The 16,444-nt window shown below is 61.1% G+C and carries 15 protein-coding genes and 2 pseudogenes; 2 read left to right on the top strand and 15 right to left on the bottom strand.

Annotated features, from left to right (window positions below; translation table 11 throughout):
- Positions 1 to 279 precede the first annotated feature (279 nt).
- Entirely contained in the window at positions 280 to 1,194 is a 915-nt protein-coding gene (locus tag ACFQDL_RS23550) for an SMP-30/gluconolactonase/LRE family protein (protein ID WP_379911132.1), read from the top strand.
- 15 nt (positions 1,195 to 1,209) lie between these two features.
- Here ACFQDL_RS23550 and tpiA read toward each other — a convergent pair whose 3' ends face one another.
- The 9 genes and pseudogenes from tpiA to ACFQDL_RS23505 form a co-directional block, all read right to left on the bottom strand.
- Positions 1,210 to 1,992: a triose-phosphate isomerase gene (gene tpiA / locus ACFQDL_RS23545; protein WP_379911131.1), complete on the bottom strand. Its 783-nt coding sequence runs from the start codon at positions 1,990 to 1,992 to the stop codon at positions 1,210 to 1,212.
- Positions 1,993 to 2,105: 113 nt separating this feature from the next.
- Complete coding sequence (locus tag ACFQDL_RS23540; protein WP_379911130.1) at positions 2,106 to 3,059, bottom strand: alpha/beta hydrolase; 954 nt, start codon at positions 3,057 to 3,059, stop codon at positions 2,106 to 2,108.
- Between the two features lie 41 nt (positions 3,060 to 3,100).
- Positions 3,101 to 3,892: a 2-oxo-tetronate isomerase gene (gene otnI, locus ACFQDL_RS23535; protein WP_379911129.1), complete on the bottom strand. Its 792-nt coding sequence runs from the start codon at positions 3,890 to 3,892 to the stop codon at positions 3,101 to 3,103.
- The gene (gene otnC, locus ACFQDL_RS23530; RefSeq protein ID WP_379911128.1) at positions 3,873 to 4,541 is read right to left on the bottom strand and encodes a 3-oxo-tetronate 4-phosphate decarboxylase; all 669 of its coding nucleotides are present in this window, start codon (positions 4,539 to 4,541) and stop codon (positions 3,873 to 3,875) included. Before otnC ends, otnI begins: the two co-directional genes overlap by 20 nt.
- Positions 4,538 to 5,801, bottom strand: a pseudogene (gene otnK / locus ACFQDL_RS23525) (3-oxo-tetronate kinase). Before otnK ends, otnC begins: the two are co-directional and overlap by 4 nt.
- 10 nt (positions 5,802 to 5,811) lie before the next feature.
- Positions 5,812 to 6,720 carry an L-threonate dehydrogenase gene (gene ltnD, locus ACFQDL_RS23520; protein WP_379911126.1) on the bottom strand — a complete coding sequence of 303 codons (909 nt, stop codon included), beginning with the start codon at positions 6,718 to 6,720 and terminating at the stop codon, positions 5,812 to 5,814.
- A 120-nt stretch (positions 6,721 to 6,840) separates the two neighbouring features.
- Positions 6,841 to 8,154, bottom strand: a complete 1,314-nt coding sequence (locus ACFQDL_RS23515; RefSeq protein ID WP_379913290.1) for a TRAP transporter large permease — start codon at positions 8,152 to 8,154, stop codon at positions 6,841 to 6,843.
- Between the two features lie 79 nt (positions 8,155 to 8,233).
- Positions 8,234 to 8,803, bottom strand: coding sequence for a TRAP transporter small permease subunit (locus ACFQDL_RS23510; protein WP_379911125.1), 570 nt, complete (start codon positions 8,801 to 8,803; stop codon positions 8,234 to 8,236).
- Between the two features lie 81 nt (positions 8,804 to 8,884).
- Positions 8,885 to 9,922, bottom strand: coding sequence for a TRAP transporter substrate-binding protein (locus ACFQDL_RS23505; RefSeq protein ID WP_379911124.1), 1,038 nt, complete (start codon positions 9,920 to 9,922; stop codon positions 8,885 to 8,887).
- 344 nt (positions 9,923 to 10,266) lie between these two features.
- On the opposite strand from ACFQDL_RS23505, the gene gntR reads away from it, so the two are divergent.
- The gene (gntR, locus tag ACFQDL_RS23500; RefSeq protein ID WP_379911123.1) at positions 10,267 to 11,298 is read left to right on the top strand and encodes an HTH-type transcriptional regulator GntR; all 1,032 of its coding nucleotides are present in this window, start codon (positions 10,267 to 10,269) and stop codon (positions 11,296 to 11,298) included.
- A 109-nt stretch (positions 11,299 to 11,407) separates the two neighbouring features.
- Here gntR and ACFQDL_RS23495 read toward each other — a convergent pair whose 3' ends face one another.
- From ACFQDL_RS23495 to ACFQDL_RS23470, 6 genes and pseudogenes are all read right to left on the bottom strand, one after another.
- Entirely contained in the window at positions 11,408 to 12,094 is a 687-nt protein-coding gene (locus ACFQDL_RS23495; protein WP_379911122.1) for a bile acid:sodium symporter, read from the bottom strand.
- 8 nt (positions 12,095 to 12,102) lie between these two features.
- The gene (locus tag ACFQDL_RS23490; protein WP_379911121.1) at positions 12,103 to 12,345 is read right to left on the bottom strand and encodes a bile acid:sodium symporter; all 243 of its coding nucleotides are present in this window, start codon (positions 12,343 to 12,345) and stop codon (positions 12,103 to 12,105) included.
- Positions 12,346 to 12,347: 2 nt separating this feature from the next.
- Positions 12,348 to 12,644 (bottom strand): YciI family protein, encoded by a 297-nt coding sequence (locus tag ACFQDL_RS23485; RefSeq protein ID WP_379911120.1) that lies wholly within the window; start codon positions 12,642 to 12,644, stop codon positions 12,348 to 12,350.
- A 112-nt stretch (positions 12,645 to 12,756) separates the two neighbouring features.
- On the bottom strand, positions 12,757 to 14,331 hold the full coding sequence (locus tag ACFQDL_RS23480) for an aldehyde dehydrogenase (NADP(+)) (RefSeq protein WP_379913288.1): 1,575 nt from the start codon (positions 14,329 to 14,331) through the stop codon (positions 12,757 to 12,759).
- Between the two features lie 207 nt (positions 14,332 to 14,538).
- Positions 14,539 to 15,281, bottom strand: a pseudogene (locus ACFQDL_RS23475) (amidohydrolase family protein).
- A gap of 200 nt (positions 15,282 to 15,481) precedes the next feature.
- Positions 15,482 to 16,417, bottom strand: coding sequence for a YncE family protein (locus tag ACFQDL_RS23470; protein WP_379911119.1), 936 nt, complete (start codon positions 16,415 to 16,417; stop codon positions 15,482 to 15,484).
- Positions 16,418 to 16,444: the final 27 nt, after the last annotated feature.

Here is a 16,444-nt window from a genome sequence, read left to right as displayed (position 1 = left end):
TGTTGTTTTCCCCGATGCCCAGCCGAAACTGGTAGACTGGTCGTATCTTAATACCAGTTTGTCCGCAAAGTAAAGCGACATCCGGCTCATTTCAATCAGACGCCAACTTATATGTTAATTTTCATATAGTTAACTGTAACTCTCGTGGCAAAAGGCGATATCGCTACCTGCCTCAACCCGCTTAACGAGTCATGTTCCGGCCTGAAACATCGGCCAGGGGCTATTGAAGCCCGCAAACTGGTATGGTTATACTACCAGCAAATATCAAGCCTCGAGGATATGATGGAATCGATAGAAGTAATCGATGAACGGCTGCATGCCATCTTGGATTCGGAGAGCCGGCTTGAGCAGGTTTGCAGCGGCGCCGTATGGAACGAAGGGCCTGTCTGGATACCGGCCCAGCAAGCGCTGTTATGGAGCGATATTCCCAACAACCGCATCCTGCGCTGGCAGGCCGGGGAAGGGATGAGCGTGTGGCGCCATCCGGCCAATTTCACCAATGGCCATTATCTCGACCTGGAGGGTCGGCTGCTGCACTGCAGCCACGGTGACAGGGCCATCCTGCGTACCGATCTTGCAAATCTGCAGACCGAAGTACTGGTCGACCGCTATCGGGGCAAGCGCCTGAATTCGCCGAACGACCTGGTGGTGAAATCCGATGGCAGTGTCTGGTTCACCGATCCGCCCTACGGCATCCTGTCGAACCGGGAAGGCTACCAGGCGGAGCCGGAACAGCCGGCAAACTATGTCTTTCGCTACGACCCGGCGACCGATACCCTGGATGCCGTCACCGACCTCCTCGAGGAACCCAACGGACTCGCCTTTTCCCCCGACGAGTCGCTGCTCTATGTCGCCGACACCTCGGCGGCGTTGCGCCGGGACGGCAGCGGCAATCACCATATTCTGGTGTTCGACGTGACAGACGGTCGACGCCTCGAAAACGGCCGATTGTTCGCCGAAGTATCCCCCGGGTTGGCCGATGGTTTCCGGCTCGACCGCCAGGGCTGGATCTATACCTCGTCCGAAGACAGCATCCAAGTCTATCATCCGGATCGGACATTGCTCGGCAAAATACTTGTCCCGGAGAAGGTGTCGAACTGCACTTTCGGCGGCGCCCAAAACGACATGCTCTTTATCACTGCCTCGACCTCGATATACCGCATCAGGCTGAAAACACAGGGGCTGCGTCCTTGAGTGGCGGACCGGTGATTACCGATCCCGAACATTAACGGCATCATTCCCCGCCGCCGCTCGGCATATCCGGCAAAAGGCGGCGGCGTCCAGTGATGCCCCGCCCACCAGGCCGCCATCGATATCCGGCTGCGCGAACAGTGCGGCGGCATTGTCGGCCTTGACGCTACCGCCATAGAGCAGAGGCAACCGTTCGGCAATCACTGCGGAGCGCCGCGCGACCAGACCGCGGATATAGGCGTGGACCTCCTGGGCCTGTTCAGGACTCGCGGTTTCACCGGTACCGATGGCCCAGACCGGTTCGTAGGCGACCACGCTGCCAAGCATGGAATCGATCCCGAGGGCGTCGATCACCGCTTCGATCTGACGCCCAACCACCGCCCGGGTTTCGCCGCCCTGTCGTTCTTCAAGGCTTTCGCCGACACAGAGTACCGGTACCAGTCCCTCGGCCTTGGCGGCGGCCAGCTGCTGCGCGATGTCGGAGTCCCGCTCGCCGTTGAGGCTGCGTCTCTCCGAGTGTCCCACCAGCACGTAACGACAGCCAAGGTCCTTCAGCATGGCGGCGCTGACTTCGCCCGTATAAGCGCCGGCCCCGTACTCGCTCAGGGTCTGAGCCCCGAGGGCAATGCCGTTGCGCCGTAATCGCGAGCCGGCCTGTGACAGATAGGGAAAGGGCGGGCAGATCACTATCTCAATGCTGCCAAGTCCTTCAACCACCGGAAGCAGGGCATCAAGCAGCGCCGCATTGGCGGTCAGGCTGCCGTTCATCTTCCAGTTGCCCATGATGATGGGGTGTCGCATCGTCGGGTCCTTCATATTAGGCGGGTGGTCATGGTCTTACCGGCGGCGGTGAACTCTTCAGCCTCACCAGCGTGCGCTTGTCCACCGCTGCCGGCCGCCCCTCCGAAAGGTGCTTATTGATGCCTGCCGTTGTAGGCATCAACGCCTCGGGCAGAGGCGTCGCCCGGATAGTCCAGATGATATGCCATATAGCCCAGTGCCTCGCCGACAACATCGTTCCAGGCTTTCCATTCATGGTCGGTTTCCGGGATGATATTCAGCGCGGTCATCTTCGGCTGCAACGGCTTGATCTGGCCGTAGATCTCGAAGGCGGTCTGCGCCACGCCGTACTTGTCGCTGTCGCCGCCGGAGATATAGAACGCTACCGGAGAGGCCCTGTCCCGGTAGCCGTCCAGATAATTGCTGTAGTGATTCTGTCCATAGAGCCCCTTGTCGAAGCGGCCCTGGTCGACGAAGGCGTCCTGCTTGGCGACGTTGTTGTTTTCGGGTACCTCGCCCTCCTTCGAAAAAACCGAGGGGCTCAGCAACGCCGCCGCGGCGAACCGTTCCGGATAACGCAGCGACAGGTTCAGGGCCCCGTAGGCCCCCATCGACAGCCCAACCAGGGCGCGGCCGCCCTTGCCGCCGATGCCCTTCCATTCCTTTTCGATCCGCGGGACGAACTCGTCGACGAACGCCGTCATCGCCGGCTCCTTCAGGCCGTCGATCCACCAGGATTGGTAAGCCCCGGGAAAGACGACAATGCTCGGTTGCAGCTGTTTATCCGCGATCAGCCGGTCCAATTCTGCCTCGATATGGGTCAGGCCGCCGAACTTTCTGCCCTTGCGGGTCCAGTTGTACTCGTCGCCGCCCGAGCCGTGCAGCGCATAGATCACCGGGTAGCGGACCCTGTCCGCCTTGTCGTAGCCGTCCGGGAGATAGATATTGTAGGTATAGGCACGATCCAGCATGTCCGAGGGGTACGAATAATGCCGAATTTCACCGGCCTGCGCAGCCTGGCCCTGGAAGGCCGCCAGGGCCAGGCCGAACAGCATAGGCGTTGTTTTTATTGTCTTGTGCAGTTTCATTCTAGCTCTCCTGATTACAGGGTTATGATTCCCGGCCTGGCTCAGGCCGGGTCTGATGCCATTGCGGCTTGAAGCCAGCCGAGCCCCGCCACCGTGTTCGCACGCGGATGGTATTCGCAGCCGATATAGCCGTCATAACCGGAGGCTTCGATCTGCTCGAAAATATAGGGGTAATGGAGTTCACCGATATCCGGCTCGTGCCGTCCGGGAACCCCGGCGATCTGCAGATGACCGATGTAAGGCAGCAGGTTGCGGAAGGTCTCGATGACGTTGCCCTGCATGATCTGACAGTGGTAACAGTCGAACTGCAGGCGCACATTCGGCTCATCGATCTCGTCGATCAGGGCGACGGCGTCCTCCTGCAGACTGATGAAATAGCCTGGCATGTCGACGTAGTTGATCGGCTCGATCAGCAGCGTAACCGCCTCCTGCCGGGCCCGTTGTGCGGCACGTCGCAGGTTGTCGACATAGCAGCCATGGGCTTCGTCGTAGGCGAGGTGGTCGGGCACCCGTCCCGCCATCACATGAATATGCCGATTGCCCAGTACGGCGGCATACTCGAGCGCCTGCTCGATCCCTTCCATGAACTCCCGCTCACGGCCGGGCAGGCAGGCGATGCCCCGCTCGCCCGCTGCCCAGTCACCGGGCGGCGCATTGAATAGGGCCTGACTGAGATCGAACCGATTTAGGCGCTGCCTAAGGTCCGCGACCTCGTAGTCGTAGGGAAAGAGGTATTCGACCGCCTCAAAGCCCGCCATGGCGGCCGCTTCGAAGCGATCCAGGAACGGCACTTCGTTGAACAGCATCGAGAGATTAGCAGCAAGTTTTGGCACGATCGTCCTCCTTTTCCCCGAATACTCGCTCGAGTTCCGCGACCTGCTCGGGCGTCAGCAGGCGGGGTCGCTGTCCCTGCAATAACAAGAACAGTTTCGCGGTCTCTTCCAGCTCCTCTGCGGCATAGACGGCGGACTCGAGATCTTTTGCAGCCACGATCGGACCGTGATTGGCTAACAGGACTGCACGGTGTTCGGCCGCCACGATGGAAATTTCATCACCCAAGCGCTTGTCACCGGGACGATGGTAAGGCGTGAGGGCCACCTTGCCGAAACGCATGATCGAATAGGGCGTCAACGGCGGCAGCACGTTCCGCGGATCGACATCCGGCAAACAGGAAACAGCCGTGGCATAGGTCGAATGCAAATGCACCACGGCACGATCCGTCGGCCTCCTGTCGAGGAAGGCCTCGTGCAAAAAGAATTCCTTTGACGGCGCTTTGCCCGACACCAGCACCCCACTCCGCGTCAGGCGTGAAATATCCGCAGGATCAAGATTGCCCAGACAGCAATTGGTCGGGGTCATCAGCCAGCCATCGTCGAGGCGCACGCTGATATTGCCGGAGCTTCCCGCCGTCAGGCCGCGCTCGAACATCGAGCGGCCGAAATAGGCGATCTGCTCCCGAAGCTTACTATCGTTCGTATTCACTGCATCATCTCCAGTGCCTTGGCGAAAAAGTCCCTGTCACCAAAATTGCCGGACTTAAGCGCCAGCAGCTTCGGTCGGTCGCCCAGGGTCTGCGTCAGCGGCACCCCCGGCGCAATTGTCGGCCCGATCTTCAACGCACCGACGCCCAGGGCCTGCACCACGGAACCCGATGTTTCCCCCGGCGACAACGAATTTGTTAACACCCAACGCACCAAGCTGCTTCACCACGTCGGCCATCAACCGCTCGACCAGTTCGCCGGCCCTTGCTCTTCCCAACTCGTCCTGACAATGCCTGATCGCATCCGGATGATCGGTGGCATAAATGAGCACCGGCCCCTGGTCGCGCTGCTCCAAATACCACTGCACCACCTGCTCTGCGCTCTGCGTCCCCTGATGCAAAGACAGAGGGTCCACCTTGTACGAGGGTTGAGTCCTCTGGAATTCTGCGACCTGATCACGGGTTGCTCTGGAACAGCTTCCGGACAGCACGACGGCTTCGCCGGCGACCTTGACCAGTTGCGCCGAATCGCCGCTTTTACGAAACAACCCCTTGGCCTCGTAGTTGTCGGCCAGCCCAATGGCCAGCCCGGACCCGCCGGTCAGGAGCTTCAGCTCACTGCAGGCATGGCCGATCGCCAACAGATTCTCCCGATCCAGGGTATCCAAAATGGCATAACGCACCTCTCCCGCCAGCTCCCGAAGCCTATCCCGGATGGCCTCGGCGCCCTCGCCGACCACAGGTTGCGCCACCAGGCCGACCTTGCCCTCAGTCTGGGAATCGAGCACGCGAACCAGATTGGCATCGGTCATCGGGGTCAACGGATGCTGTTCCATACCACTCTCATTCAACAGCACCCCATTGACGAAAAGATAACCGTTGTAAACGGTCCGGCCGTTGACCGGCAGAGCCGGGCAGGCAATGGTAAAGGTCTCGCCCAGCGCCGCCAGCAACGCATCGGTAACCGGGCCGATATTACCCTTATCGGTCGAGTCGAAGGTCGAGCAGTACTTGAAGTAATACTGTTCACACTCCTGTCGTCGCAACCATTCGAGGGCCGCCAGCGACTCAGATACGGCATCACGGCTGTCCTGGGTGCGTGACTTGAGCGCAATCACCACGGCATCGGCCGTCTCGAGGTCCACTTCCGCCTGCGGGATACCCAGCAGCTGCACCGTGCGCATTCCGGATGCAACCAGAAAGCTCGCCAGATCCGTGGCCCCGGTAAAATCGTCGGCAATACAACCTAAAAGCACAGACATGATTAGCTCCTCACTGCTTCTTGGGCAGTTCAATACCCGGATAGACCTTGATCACGGCCGCGTCATCTTCTTTACCGTATCCGGCCGCACTGGCACTCAGGAATTGCTGGTGAGCACTGGCGGCAATCGGCAACGGAAATTTCATTTCCTTACCGGCGTCGAGCACGATGCCCAGATCCTTGACAAAGATGTCGACCATGCTTTTCGGTGAGTAATCGCCTTGCAGAATATGGGGTACACGGTTCTGGAACATCCAGGATGAGCCGGCGCTGTTGGAGATAATTTCGAACACCATGTCGGGATCCAGCCCGGCTTTCATACCCAGTGCCATCGCTTCGGCGGCCGAGGCAATGTGCACGCCGGCCAGCAACTGGTTAATCATTTTGACCGTTTCTCCAGCACCGACCTCGTCGCCCACAGGGTAGATTTTGGCGGCAATCGCCTCGAAAACCGGCCCGCAGATGTCGAATGCCGCCGGTTCGCCGGATGCCATGATCGATAGCTCGCCCACCGAAGCTTTGACCGCACCGCCACTAACGGGGGCATCGATCATTTTCAGCCCGTGCGCCTGGAGCTTCCGATCCAACGCCTTGGCGTAGCTGGCGGAGGTCGTACTGCCGAGCAGGACCACGCTGCCTTGGGGAATCGCCTCGGCCATGCCGCCCTCGCCAAACAGTACGCTGTCGCACTGTTCAGCATTCACTAGCATCAGAATGACGACACGACAAGTTCGGACGGTATCCGCGAGATCGGACGCGACATCGCCCCCGGCTTTTGCGAACTCATCAAGGGCTTCCGGGTTCAGATCGAATCCCCGGGTCGTTATACCCGACCGGAGTAGAGACCTGGCTACGCCCATTCCCATTGAACCCAAACCGATAACCGCGACTTCTAGCGTTTCTTCGTTAAAATCGTTCATAGATGAATTTCCTCAGCCGTGCCGATGCCCTACGCCGGCTGGCGCATGGACATGGACTGAAACGACGAATTTAAAAAATTTTGATCAGATAAGCTGACGAAAACTTGTTCGTTTTCAACCTCAATACTCGATACCGGGCAGCCACAGCGCTATTCCGGGAAATGTCAATACCAGACCCAATGCAATAAGTTGCAGCAGAATAAAAGGCCACATGGACATGAATATCTCTTTCAGGCTGATCGAAGGCGGCGCGACGCTTTTCAGATAAAAAGCGGCCGGTCCGAATGGAGGGCTGATATAAGATACCTGCATATTCATGGAAAAAAGGATACCGAACCAGATGGGGTTGTAACCCAGCGATATGACAATGGGTACAAATATCGGCATCGTCAGCAGCGCGATCCCAATCCAGTCCATGAACAGACCCAGGATCAGCAAAATCGCCATCATGATCAGCACAACGACGACCGGCGCCACATCCAGACCCAGAATCACCGACTCGACAAAACGGTTGCCACCCATCAGATTGTAAACACCGACCAAAGCGCTGGCGCCGATACCGATCCAGATAATCATGCCGCAGGTATTGAGTGTCTGCCGCAGACTGTCGCGAATCATTGTCCAATTGAGTTCCTTCCGCAGCCAGGTCGATACGATAACCCCCACAACCCCCATGCACGCAGCCTCGGTGACCGAAGCTACCCCGGCGTAAATACTGCCAAGCACCCAGATTGCGACCAACACCGGCAAGACGACACCCTTGATCATCCTGAGCTTGTCGGACCAGCTGATCTCAAGCTCCTCCCTGGCGGCGGCAGGCCCCATGTTCGGGTTCAGATAACACCGGATCAGGATGTAAGCGATATAGAGCGAGCCCAACAACATGGCGGGAAAGATCGTGGCGATGAAGAGTTCACTGATCGACACGTTGGCCGTCAATCCGTAGATGATCAGCACGATACTTGGCGGTACCATCGTACCCAGGGAACCTCCGGCACAGACGGTACCGATAGAAAGCCGGCGGTCATAACCGAGCCTCAGCATCTGAGGCAGGGCGAGGAGACCGAGCAGTACGATTTCACCGCCGATAATGCCGGACATCGCGGCCAGGAATATCGCCACGACCAGGGTTTGTACAGCGACCCCACCGCGCAACTGGCCGGCAAACACTCGCATGGTGTTATAAAGATCCTTGGCGATCCCGGAACGGTCCAGTATCGATGCCATGAGTACAAACATCGGAATGGCGATCAGCACATATTCGTTGATAAAGCTGTAGACCCTTGTGGTGACCAGTGGGATGGACATAGGACCGAACCAGGCCAATGCAAACACCAGGGCAATAAGGCCGGTAATAAATGCCAGCGGCAAACCGGTCACCAGCAGGGCAAGAATACTGCCCATCATCAGATAGGAAGCCGTTTCAATACCTATAGACGCGAAATCAAACATGCCATTCACCCTTTTTCGGGACGCGTTAGGGCTTTAGCCAGGTGCAACAGACTCTGAAGGCTCATAAGCAGCAGCACCAGGAACAGCCCGGACTTGACCAGGGCGGGATATATCGGATCCCAGGCCGAACCTGTCGTTTCCAGTCGAAGCTGGCCGCCAGGGTGAACAATGCCTTTTCGGCCAGAACGAAAGCGGCATAAGCGATGAGTGCGCAGTAGAACAGGGACAGCAGACCGTTGAAAACATCGAGCATCCGCTTCCCCCGACGCCCCAAGGCATCGTAGATAATCCTGATCCGGATATGACTGTCCCGCGCAAGACAATAGGCGCCGCCGTAAGCCATACACAGAGCACATATCATAATGGTGGTTTCATGCACCCAGATGGTGGGCGCGTCGAACAGGTAACGGCTCAGGATTTCATAGAAACTGATCACAACACTGACCAGGAATGCCAGTGAAATCACATTACCGACCCTGTCGATCCAACGGTCCAGACCTGTACTGAACACCACATTATCAAGGTGGTCGTAGTCGGTTGGCTCGACGGAAACTTCACACTGCGTTTTGGAAGAGAATTCCATCCGCTCATGCTCTGGCAGGATCTTTTCGGGGATTGGCTGTACCTGCATGTCAAACCTCTTATAGTTATAAGGCCCCTGCGAACAGCAGCGCCGATAGGGGCCTTGTACGACACGATTGCAGAACGGCTGTTAATCCAACAACCCTTGGCTCACGAGAAATTCTGAGACCTTCTCGTATACCTCGGTTGCCATTTCGGAACGCGACGCCCAATTGGCCCACTGACCCTGAGCCACCTTGCGGAACTTGTTGCGCTCGGCCTCGGACCAGTTGATCACTTCGATATCGGGGTCATTTTTCGCCTCGACGACCGCTTTCGTATCCAGCATTTCCAACTGCTGGACCATATCGCGGCTAAAATCACGCACTGAGACGGTAATGATTTCCTGCAAGTCCTTGGGCAGGTCATCCCAGAGCTGTTTATTCAGCGAAACCACCAGCGTTGGCATGGAATGGAAACCGGGATAAAGCGGGTATTTCGCAAACTTGTGCAACCCCTGCGCCTGATTGGTGGAAAAGACCGTGTAGTCCGCTGCATCGATCACACCCTTGTCGAGCGAGGTATACACTTCGGAACCGGGCAGATTGACCGGGGAAGCCCCCACTGCGGCGAAGACTTCCTGAACCATCCCTTCAGGAGCACGCATCTTGACCCCTTTGAAATCCGCTACCGAACGAATCGGTTTTTTCGAGACAAAGGCCTCTACACCGGTGGAAGCCGCACCGATGAACTGCAGACCATAGGGATTGACGAGTTTGTTGTAGGCCCCCTTGCCGCCGCCGTACTCCATGAATTTGATCATCTGGGAGGGATGACTCCAGGCACCCACAAGGTTACCCAACATGGCGAAAGCTGCATCCTTTCCGCTGAAGTAGGAGGGATCCGTAATATGCCCCTGAAGAATCCCAGTGCCGACCGCCTCCAGAGTCTCGTTGTACTGAACCACCGAGTTGACCGGTACCAGGTTGATGCTGACCCGTCCATCGGTCATCACGCCAACCCGTTCAGCCCAGGCCTTTTCAATGGCAAAAAAGTTGTCGCCCGCCTGAGCGGAGGTTTGGATGGTCCAGCTGTATTGCGCCGCCTCGACCGACGCCACCGCCAGGCTGCCGGCCAGTGCCGCCATACAGAGCCCGTGCTTGAAATATTTTTTCAACGATAAACGCATTGTTTCCACCTGATTGTTTTTTTATGGAAAAAGGCCCCTTCAACGACGGGATTCGGCTTTTTCGCCGAAGGGGCTGCAGAAACCCGACCGAAAGGTTGCGCTACCATTTCACGCTCTACATATAAACATGCAGATCAACCCTCAACCGGAAACACTACGGTAACACATATGGTAGCGCTGTCAACCAATCTCAAAAAGCTGACGGTAAGGTCATTCCCATGGATTGATTGCGCTATCAAACAGTATTCGCTAGCATGAGCCTGCCCGGCACTTCGGCCCGCCGCCCAGGAGAGGCTGTACCGAGGTCTGGGCGACCGAGATACAACGCTTTTCCACAGGATCACATGGACCAGAAACCAAAAAGCTCGACACGACGTGGCAGCGGTCGGGTCACCCTGGCGGATGTCGCCGCCCGGGCCGGCGTCGGCGCCATTACCGTCTCGCGGGCCCTGAAAAACCCCCAGCAGGTTTCCGAGAAACTGCGTGTTCGGATCGACCGCGCCGTCCGTGAACTTGGTTACATTCCCAATCAGGCCGCCCGCGCCCTGGCTTCGTCCGAAACCAAAATCATCTCGGTGATCTTCCCGTCGCTGTCGAACGCGGTGTTCGCGGACCTGCTCGACGGCATCCATGACTGCCTGCAACCAGCGGGCTATCGCACCATGCTGGCCAACAGCCACTATTCTGAGGGCGAGGAGGAAGAGCTGATCGAGATGATGCTGGCGCAAAACCCGGACGGCATCATCATTACCGGTATCGATCAGTCCGAGCAGACCCACCAGCGCCTGAAGCGGGCCGGGGTGCCCATCGTCCAGACCATGGAACTAGGCGACAACCCGCTGGACATGAATGTCGGCATCTCACACCTGGCAGCCGGTCGTGCCATGACCGACTATCTGTTCGAGCAGGGGTATCGACATATCGGGTTCATCGGCGCCCGCATGGACAAGCGGTCTCAGCGGCGCCTGCGAGGCTACCGCGAAGCCATGCTGGAGCGTGGCCAGGACCCGGACCGCTATGTGCTGACCAGTCTGTCCAATACCTCCTTCCAGCTGGGGGCCGACCTGATGACCCAACTGGTCGCCCGTCACGGCGAAATCGATGCGCTCTTTTTCAGCAACGACGACTTGGCCGCCGGCGCCATCTTCGAATGCCAGCGCCGGGGCATCCAGGTCCCCCGTCAACTGGCGATCTGCGGCTTCAACGATCTCGAGTTCGCCAGCGCCATCGCGCCGTCGTTGACAACGGTTTCGATTCCCCGCTACGACATGGGCCGCACGACCGCTCAGTGCCTTCTGGACCGGTTGCAGGGCCGGCAGGGGCCGCGCCAGATCGACGTCGGTTTCAGCATCTGCCGGCGCGAAAGCACTCTTTGACCCCTCTCGCTACAGGGCGAGGCCGGACCGGCAGAGACGCCCGCTGCTGACAGCCAGCAGCGGGGCCCTGGCGACATCGCGACGTGACAGGGAGCCGAACATGTGCAAGTCAGGCCCCGAATGCCCGGCCGCCGGGCAGCCGTGGCGCGATCAGCGCATCGGCGAACAGCGTCAGGAAATGAAACATCACGCAGACCAGCAGCGCCTCGCCGATCGGTCCCTCCAGCACCGCCAGCAGGCTGATCGCCACCGGCAACGTTTTCTGCGAGCCGGCCAGCGCCATCGCCACCCTGCCCTGCCAGCCAATTCGGAGCAGTCGCCCGCTCCACCAGCACAGCGTCATCAGCAGCAGATGCAGCAGCAGTCCGGCCAGCGCTATCTGCAGCAGCAGCGCGAGTTCGAGATGGCGGAAGACCGCGGCCGAGTCGGACATCGCCATCCAGACGCCGAGCACGATGCAGCCCGAGGGCAGGTACTGGAACAGCGGCAGATCGGATCTGACGGGGCGCCGGGATTGCAGCAGGATGCCGGCCAGGAACGGCAGCAGCACCATCAGGCTGAGCTGGCGCAACAGCGGCACGGGGTCGATGCGGATATGATCACCGCTCTCGAGTACCTGCGCCAGCATCAGCGGCATGCTCAACACCCCGGCCAGGTTCAGCGCCAGCGACAACATCAGCGCCCAGACCGTGAACCCGCCGACCAGCTGCGTCAGAACGATGCAGCTCGACAGCGTCGGCGGCACCGTCGCGATCAACACCAGCCCCAGCAAAGCCCCGGCGGGCAGCGCCAGCAACTGGGCGCTCAGCAGTCCGAGCCAGGGCCCAGCAGCAGACTGATGACCGCCGTGGCGAGCAACGCCTTGACGAAGCCCCTGTCACGCGGCAACTCGGCCAGCCGGATCTGGTAGCCGTTGACCAGGAAGATCACCACCACCACCCAGGGCACCAGGCCCGCCTGCCTGCCCGCTTGGCCCCAGGCGGGTTCCAGCCAGGCGAGCAGAAAGGCCAGCACCAGCCCCAGCGGCAGGAACAGACGCTTGAGCATCGCTAGGGCTTGGTGCACGACAGCAGTTTGATCGGCCGTACGTCGACTCTGTCCCACACCCTGCCGCTGGCATAGGGATCACTCTTCAGCCAACTCTCCAGTTCTACCCTGGTGGCAAACTCTACATGCGCAGAGGACCCGATCATCTTCCCTGACTCGTCCAGGATGGCGCCTCCGCTGAGGAAGTTGCCGGATTCCACCATCCTGGTGATACCGGCGAGGTGCGCTTTGCGCATCGCCAGCCGGCGGTCAATGGCTTCTGCATCTTGAAAATCATAGGCTGTTACGACGAATTGCATATTCCCTCGCAAGCGAAAAGTCGAGTCCGCGTGTATCGGAGATACGGTGATTAGAAGTGCGTCCTTTGCCCCCGTAGCGACCAACTTCAGGTGGTCGCTACGGGTTCGGCGCCTACTCCGCCCGGCAGTTCACTAGACGCGGTACGCCCAGCGGATTGTCCTGCCGCAGTGCCGGCGGCAACAGGGCGTCCGGGACGTCCTGATAGCAGACCGGGCGCACGAAGCGCTGGATCGCCGCTGCGCCGACCGAGGTGGTGCGGCTGTCGGAAGTCGCCGGGAAGGGGCCACCGTGCACCATTGCCTGGCACACCTCAACGCCGGTGCCGAAGCCGTTGAACAGCACGCGCCCGACCTTGAGCTCGAGCTCGCCGACCAGTTCCCGGGCCAGGGCCTCGTCCCCGGCACCGCTATGGATCGCCGCGGTCAACTGCCCTTCCAGCGCCCGGGTCAGCTGCAGCATCTCGGCGGCATCCCGGCAACGCAGCACCAGGGTGCAGGCACCGAACACTTCGGCCGCCAGGCGTTCGTCGGCCAGAAAATCGGCCGCTGCCGCGACGAAGAGCCCGGCCCGGCACTGGTTGTTCCCGTCGGCCGGGCACGCCCGGGCCTGGGTGGTGACGGCCGGATGGGCCTCGAGGGCGGCGAGGCCCTGCTCGAAGGCCTGGTGGATCCCCGGCGTCAGCATGGTCTGGCACGGGCTCGCCGCGATCCGTGCCGCGGCATGATCGAGGAAGGCATCCAGGGGCTCGCCGTCCAGCGCCAGCACCAGGCCCGGACTGGTGCAGAACTGCCCGGCGCCCATCTGCTGCGCCGCTACGAAGGCCTCGGCCACCGCTTTGCCGCGCTCGCTCAGCACGCCGGGGAGCAGGTAGACCGGATTGATGCTGCTCATCTCGGCATAGACCGGGATCGGCTCCGGACGGTTCTGGGCCACCTGCATCAGCGCCGTGCCGCCGCGGCGCGAGCCGGTGAAGCCCACCGCCTTGATATGGGGATCGGCGACCAGGGCGGTGCCGATCTCGTTGCCGGCGCCGTAGAGCAGCGCGAAGACGCCGTCCGGCAGGTCGCAGTCACGCACCGCCTGCTGCACGGCGCGGCCGACCAGCTCCGAGGTGCCCGGATGGGCCGAATGGGCCTTGACCACCACCGGACAGCCGGCGGCCAGCGCCGAGGCGGTATCGCCGCCGGCCACCGAGAACGCCAGCGGAAAGTTGCTGGCGCCGAACACAGCCACCGGGCCGAGCGCGATCAGGTTGTAACGCAGATCCGGCCGCGGCAGCGGCGCACGGTTCGGCAGCGCCGGGTCGATGCGGGCATCGAGGTAGCGGCCGTCACGCACGACGCCGGCGAAGAGCCGCAGCTGGTTGCAGGAACGGCCGCGCTCCCCTTCCAGCCGCGCCCGCGGCAAGCCGGTCTCCTGCATCGCCCGTTCGATCAACTGATCGCCGAGCGCCTCGATGCGATCGGCAATCGTCTCGAGAAAGGCGGCCCGAACCGCCGGCGAGCTGTTGCGGTATTCGCGGAAGGCTTCCCAGGCCAGTACGCAGGCGTCGGCGACAGCGGCGCCGTCGAGGCCCGGAAAGTCCGGCCCCAGCGCCTCGCCGGTCGCCGGATTGATGGCACGGATGCCTTCTCGGGTGCCGGCGACCTCGCGGCCGCCGATCAGATTGTGTCCAGTTAGCTCTATCACCTTGTCGTCTCCTGTTCTAAGGCGGTTAAAAATACGGGAATCTGCGGCACGTTTCGCTGCATTGGAGGCGCTCGAGTTCGCCGTAGGATGCAGGTCACCACCATGGACGGCGGAAGTCCTGATATTGCAAGGAGCAAATATCTGGGGCGCAACGCGAACCGGACCATTGCAATGGCGGTGCGGTGCGCTTCGCTTACCGGCACCCTACGAATCGAGCGCGAGCACCACGGGATCCAGGCGGTACCAGTGCAGCGCATTGCGCCAGAGGATGGCGTCGCGCGCCCCGGGTGCGGTGCGGCGGATCGCCTCCTCCACCAGCCCCAGCCAGTCGCGGTAACTCACCTGCAGCCCCGACACCGGCGCATTGCTGGCGTAGAGGCAGCGCTCCGGGCCGAAGATGCGGATCAGGTCGCACAGCAGCGCCAGGTTGTCCCCTGCATGCCAAGCACGCCCCTGCGTGCCGAGTTCCGACAGCTTGACGCAGACCCTGTCGTTGGCGGCGAGCGCCTTGAGCCCTGGCGCCATTGTTCGAGCCCGGCTGCGGTGCGATCCCAGGGCAGGCCGCAGTGGTTGAGGATCACCGTCAACGTCGGGTGCTGCTGCAGCCGCTCGGCCGCCTCGGCCAGGTGCCAGGCCGGCACCCGCAGGTCCCAGCTCAGATCGCGCTCGACAAGCAGCGCCAGCCCGGAACACCAGCGCTCGTCCTGCAGACTGCCGGGCCTGTTGCGCATGGCGGGCAGCTCGTCCGGCGTCCTGGCGGTGACCGGCTTGGCCCGCACGCCGCGAAACAGCTGCGATTGCAGCTGGCGGTCCAGCTGGGCCGCGCAGTCGTCGCTGCCGAACGCGGCCCAGCCGACATGGGCCGACGGCAGTCCCGGTCGGCGGCGAGCCGCGAGATCCAGCGGGTCTCGTCGCAGGCCTGACCGCGGGCCGCTTCGGCTTCGCAATGCACCGAACCGAGCAGCCGGTAGCCGTCCGGCACCCGCCGGCGCAGGTCCTGCGGCAGGAAGGGCCGCCGGATTGCGCTGTAGTCGCCGAGGAAGAAATCCGCCACCGGCGCATCGCCGAGCCAGGGATAGTCGATCTTTCCGTCGAGCGCCCAGAAGTGGTGGTGGGCATCGATCAGCCGTTGCGCCTCGCTCATGGATCAGTCCCGCACCAGCAGAAAGGAGACGTCGGGTTCGGCGCGGGTCGGGAAGTAGCGTTCGACCCGCCCCGACTCGAGGTTCAGCACGCCGATGCGGTCGCCCTTGAACGACACGAACGCCTGCTCGCCATTGGGATGGAAGCTCAGCGCGATGGGAATGTGATCAAGTTCGATGCGGCCGAGGGCGTTGAGCTGCTGATCAAACAGCGACAGCGAGTTCTCGCCGTAGTTGGTGACGATCAGGCGCTGCTTCGGATCGCTGTAGATCCGCGTCGGATCGATGCCGGTATCGGCCCGGTCGCGCACCTGCATCGACTCGACATCGATGGCGACGATGCTGTTGTCGGTGCGGTTGCTGACGAACAGGGTGCGCTCGTCCACAGACAGGCAGTTGCCCTCCGGCTTGCGCCCCGGGATCATCGCCACCGGCGCGATCGTCGGATCGTGGGGCTTGAACTTGCTGACGGTATTGCTCAGCAGGTTGATGCCATAGGCGGTTTCGCCGTTGCGGCTCAGCGCGAACAGGTGGGTCTTGTAGCCGCCGGAAGCGACGGCCAGGTCCGGCGCCGTCTGATTGAGGGGGTCGCTGAACAGCAGCAGGGTGTTGTGGCCCTCGCTCATCGCGTAGAGGCGGTCCCGGTCGTCCAGCCCCAGGCCGTGGATGCGGTAGTAGGGCCAAGTGCTCAGCGTGTTGACCTGCTCGAAGGTCTGCAGGTCGATCACGAACACCGAGCAGCCGCCCTGGTCGCCGATGCAATCGGCCCCGAGGATGCCGTAGTGGCCGACGAAGGCATAGCGCCCGCTGGAGTCGACGACGAATTCGTGGGGGTAGTCCGGCAGGCGGATGCTGTGCAGCTCCTCGCCGCTGCGGGCATCGTAGCCGCTCAGCGTATGGGCGCATTTCTGGTTCAGTATCAGGAGTTCCTTGGCGCTCATCTTGACCTCTCAAAGGCCGGGCCCACT

Source organism: Marinobacterium aestuariivivens (assembly GCF_042661465.1).
GTDB lineage: Bacteria > Pseudomonadota > Gammaproteobacteria > Pseudomonadales > Balneatricaceae > Marinobacterium_A > Marinobacterium_A aestuariivivens.
This window is presented reverse-complemented; position numbering and strand designations above follow the sequence as displayed.

Coding starts and splice junctions, on each gene's coding strand:
- ACFQDL_RS23490 (WP_379911121.1), bottom strand. CDS start 12,345: ATGCTCAAGCGTCTGTTCCTGCCGCTGGGGCTGGTGCTGGCCTTTCTG.
- ACFQDL_RS23510 (WP_379911125.1), bottom strand. CDS start 8,803: ATGCAGGTACAGCCAATCCCCGAAAAGATCCTGCCAGAGCATGAGCGG.
- ACFQDL_RS23540 (WP_379911130.1), bottom strand. CDS start 3,059: ATGAAACTGCACAAGACAATAAAAACAACGCCTATGCTGTTCGGCCTG.
- ACFQDL_RS23505 (WP_379911124.1), bottom strand. CDS start 9,922: ATGCGTTTATCGTTGAAAAAATATTTCAAGCACGGGCTCTGTATGGCG.
- ACFQDL_RS23470 (WP_379911119.1), bottom strand. CDS start 16,417: ATGAGCGCCAAGGAACTCCTGATACTGAACCAGAAATGCGCCCATACG.
- gntR (WP_379911123.1), top strand. CDS start 10,267: ATGGACCAGAAACCAAAAAGCTCGACACGACGTGGCAGCGGTCGGGTC.
- ACFQDL_RS23485 (WP_379911120.1), bottom strand. CDS start 12,644: ATGCAATTCGTCGTAACAGCCTATGATTTTCAAGATGCAGAAGCCATT.
- ltnD (WP_379911126.1), bottom strand. CDS start 6,720: ATGAACGATTTTAACGAAGAAACGCTAGAAGTCGCGGTTATCGGTTTG.
- ACFQDL_RS23550 (WP_379911132.1), top strand. CDS start 280: ATGATGGAATCGATAGAAGTAATCGATGAACGGCTGCATGCCATCTTG.
- tpiA (WP_379911131.1), bottom strand. CDS start 1,992: ATGCGACACCCCATCATCATGGGCAACTGGAAGATGAACGGCAGCCTG.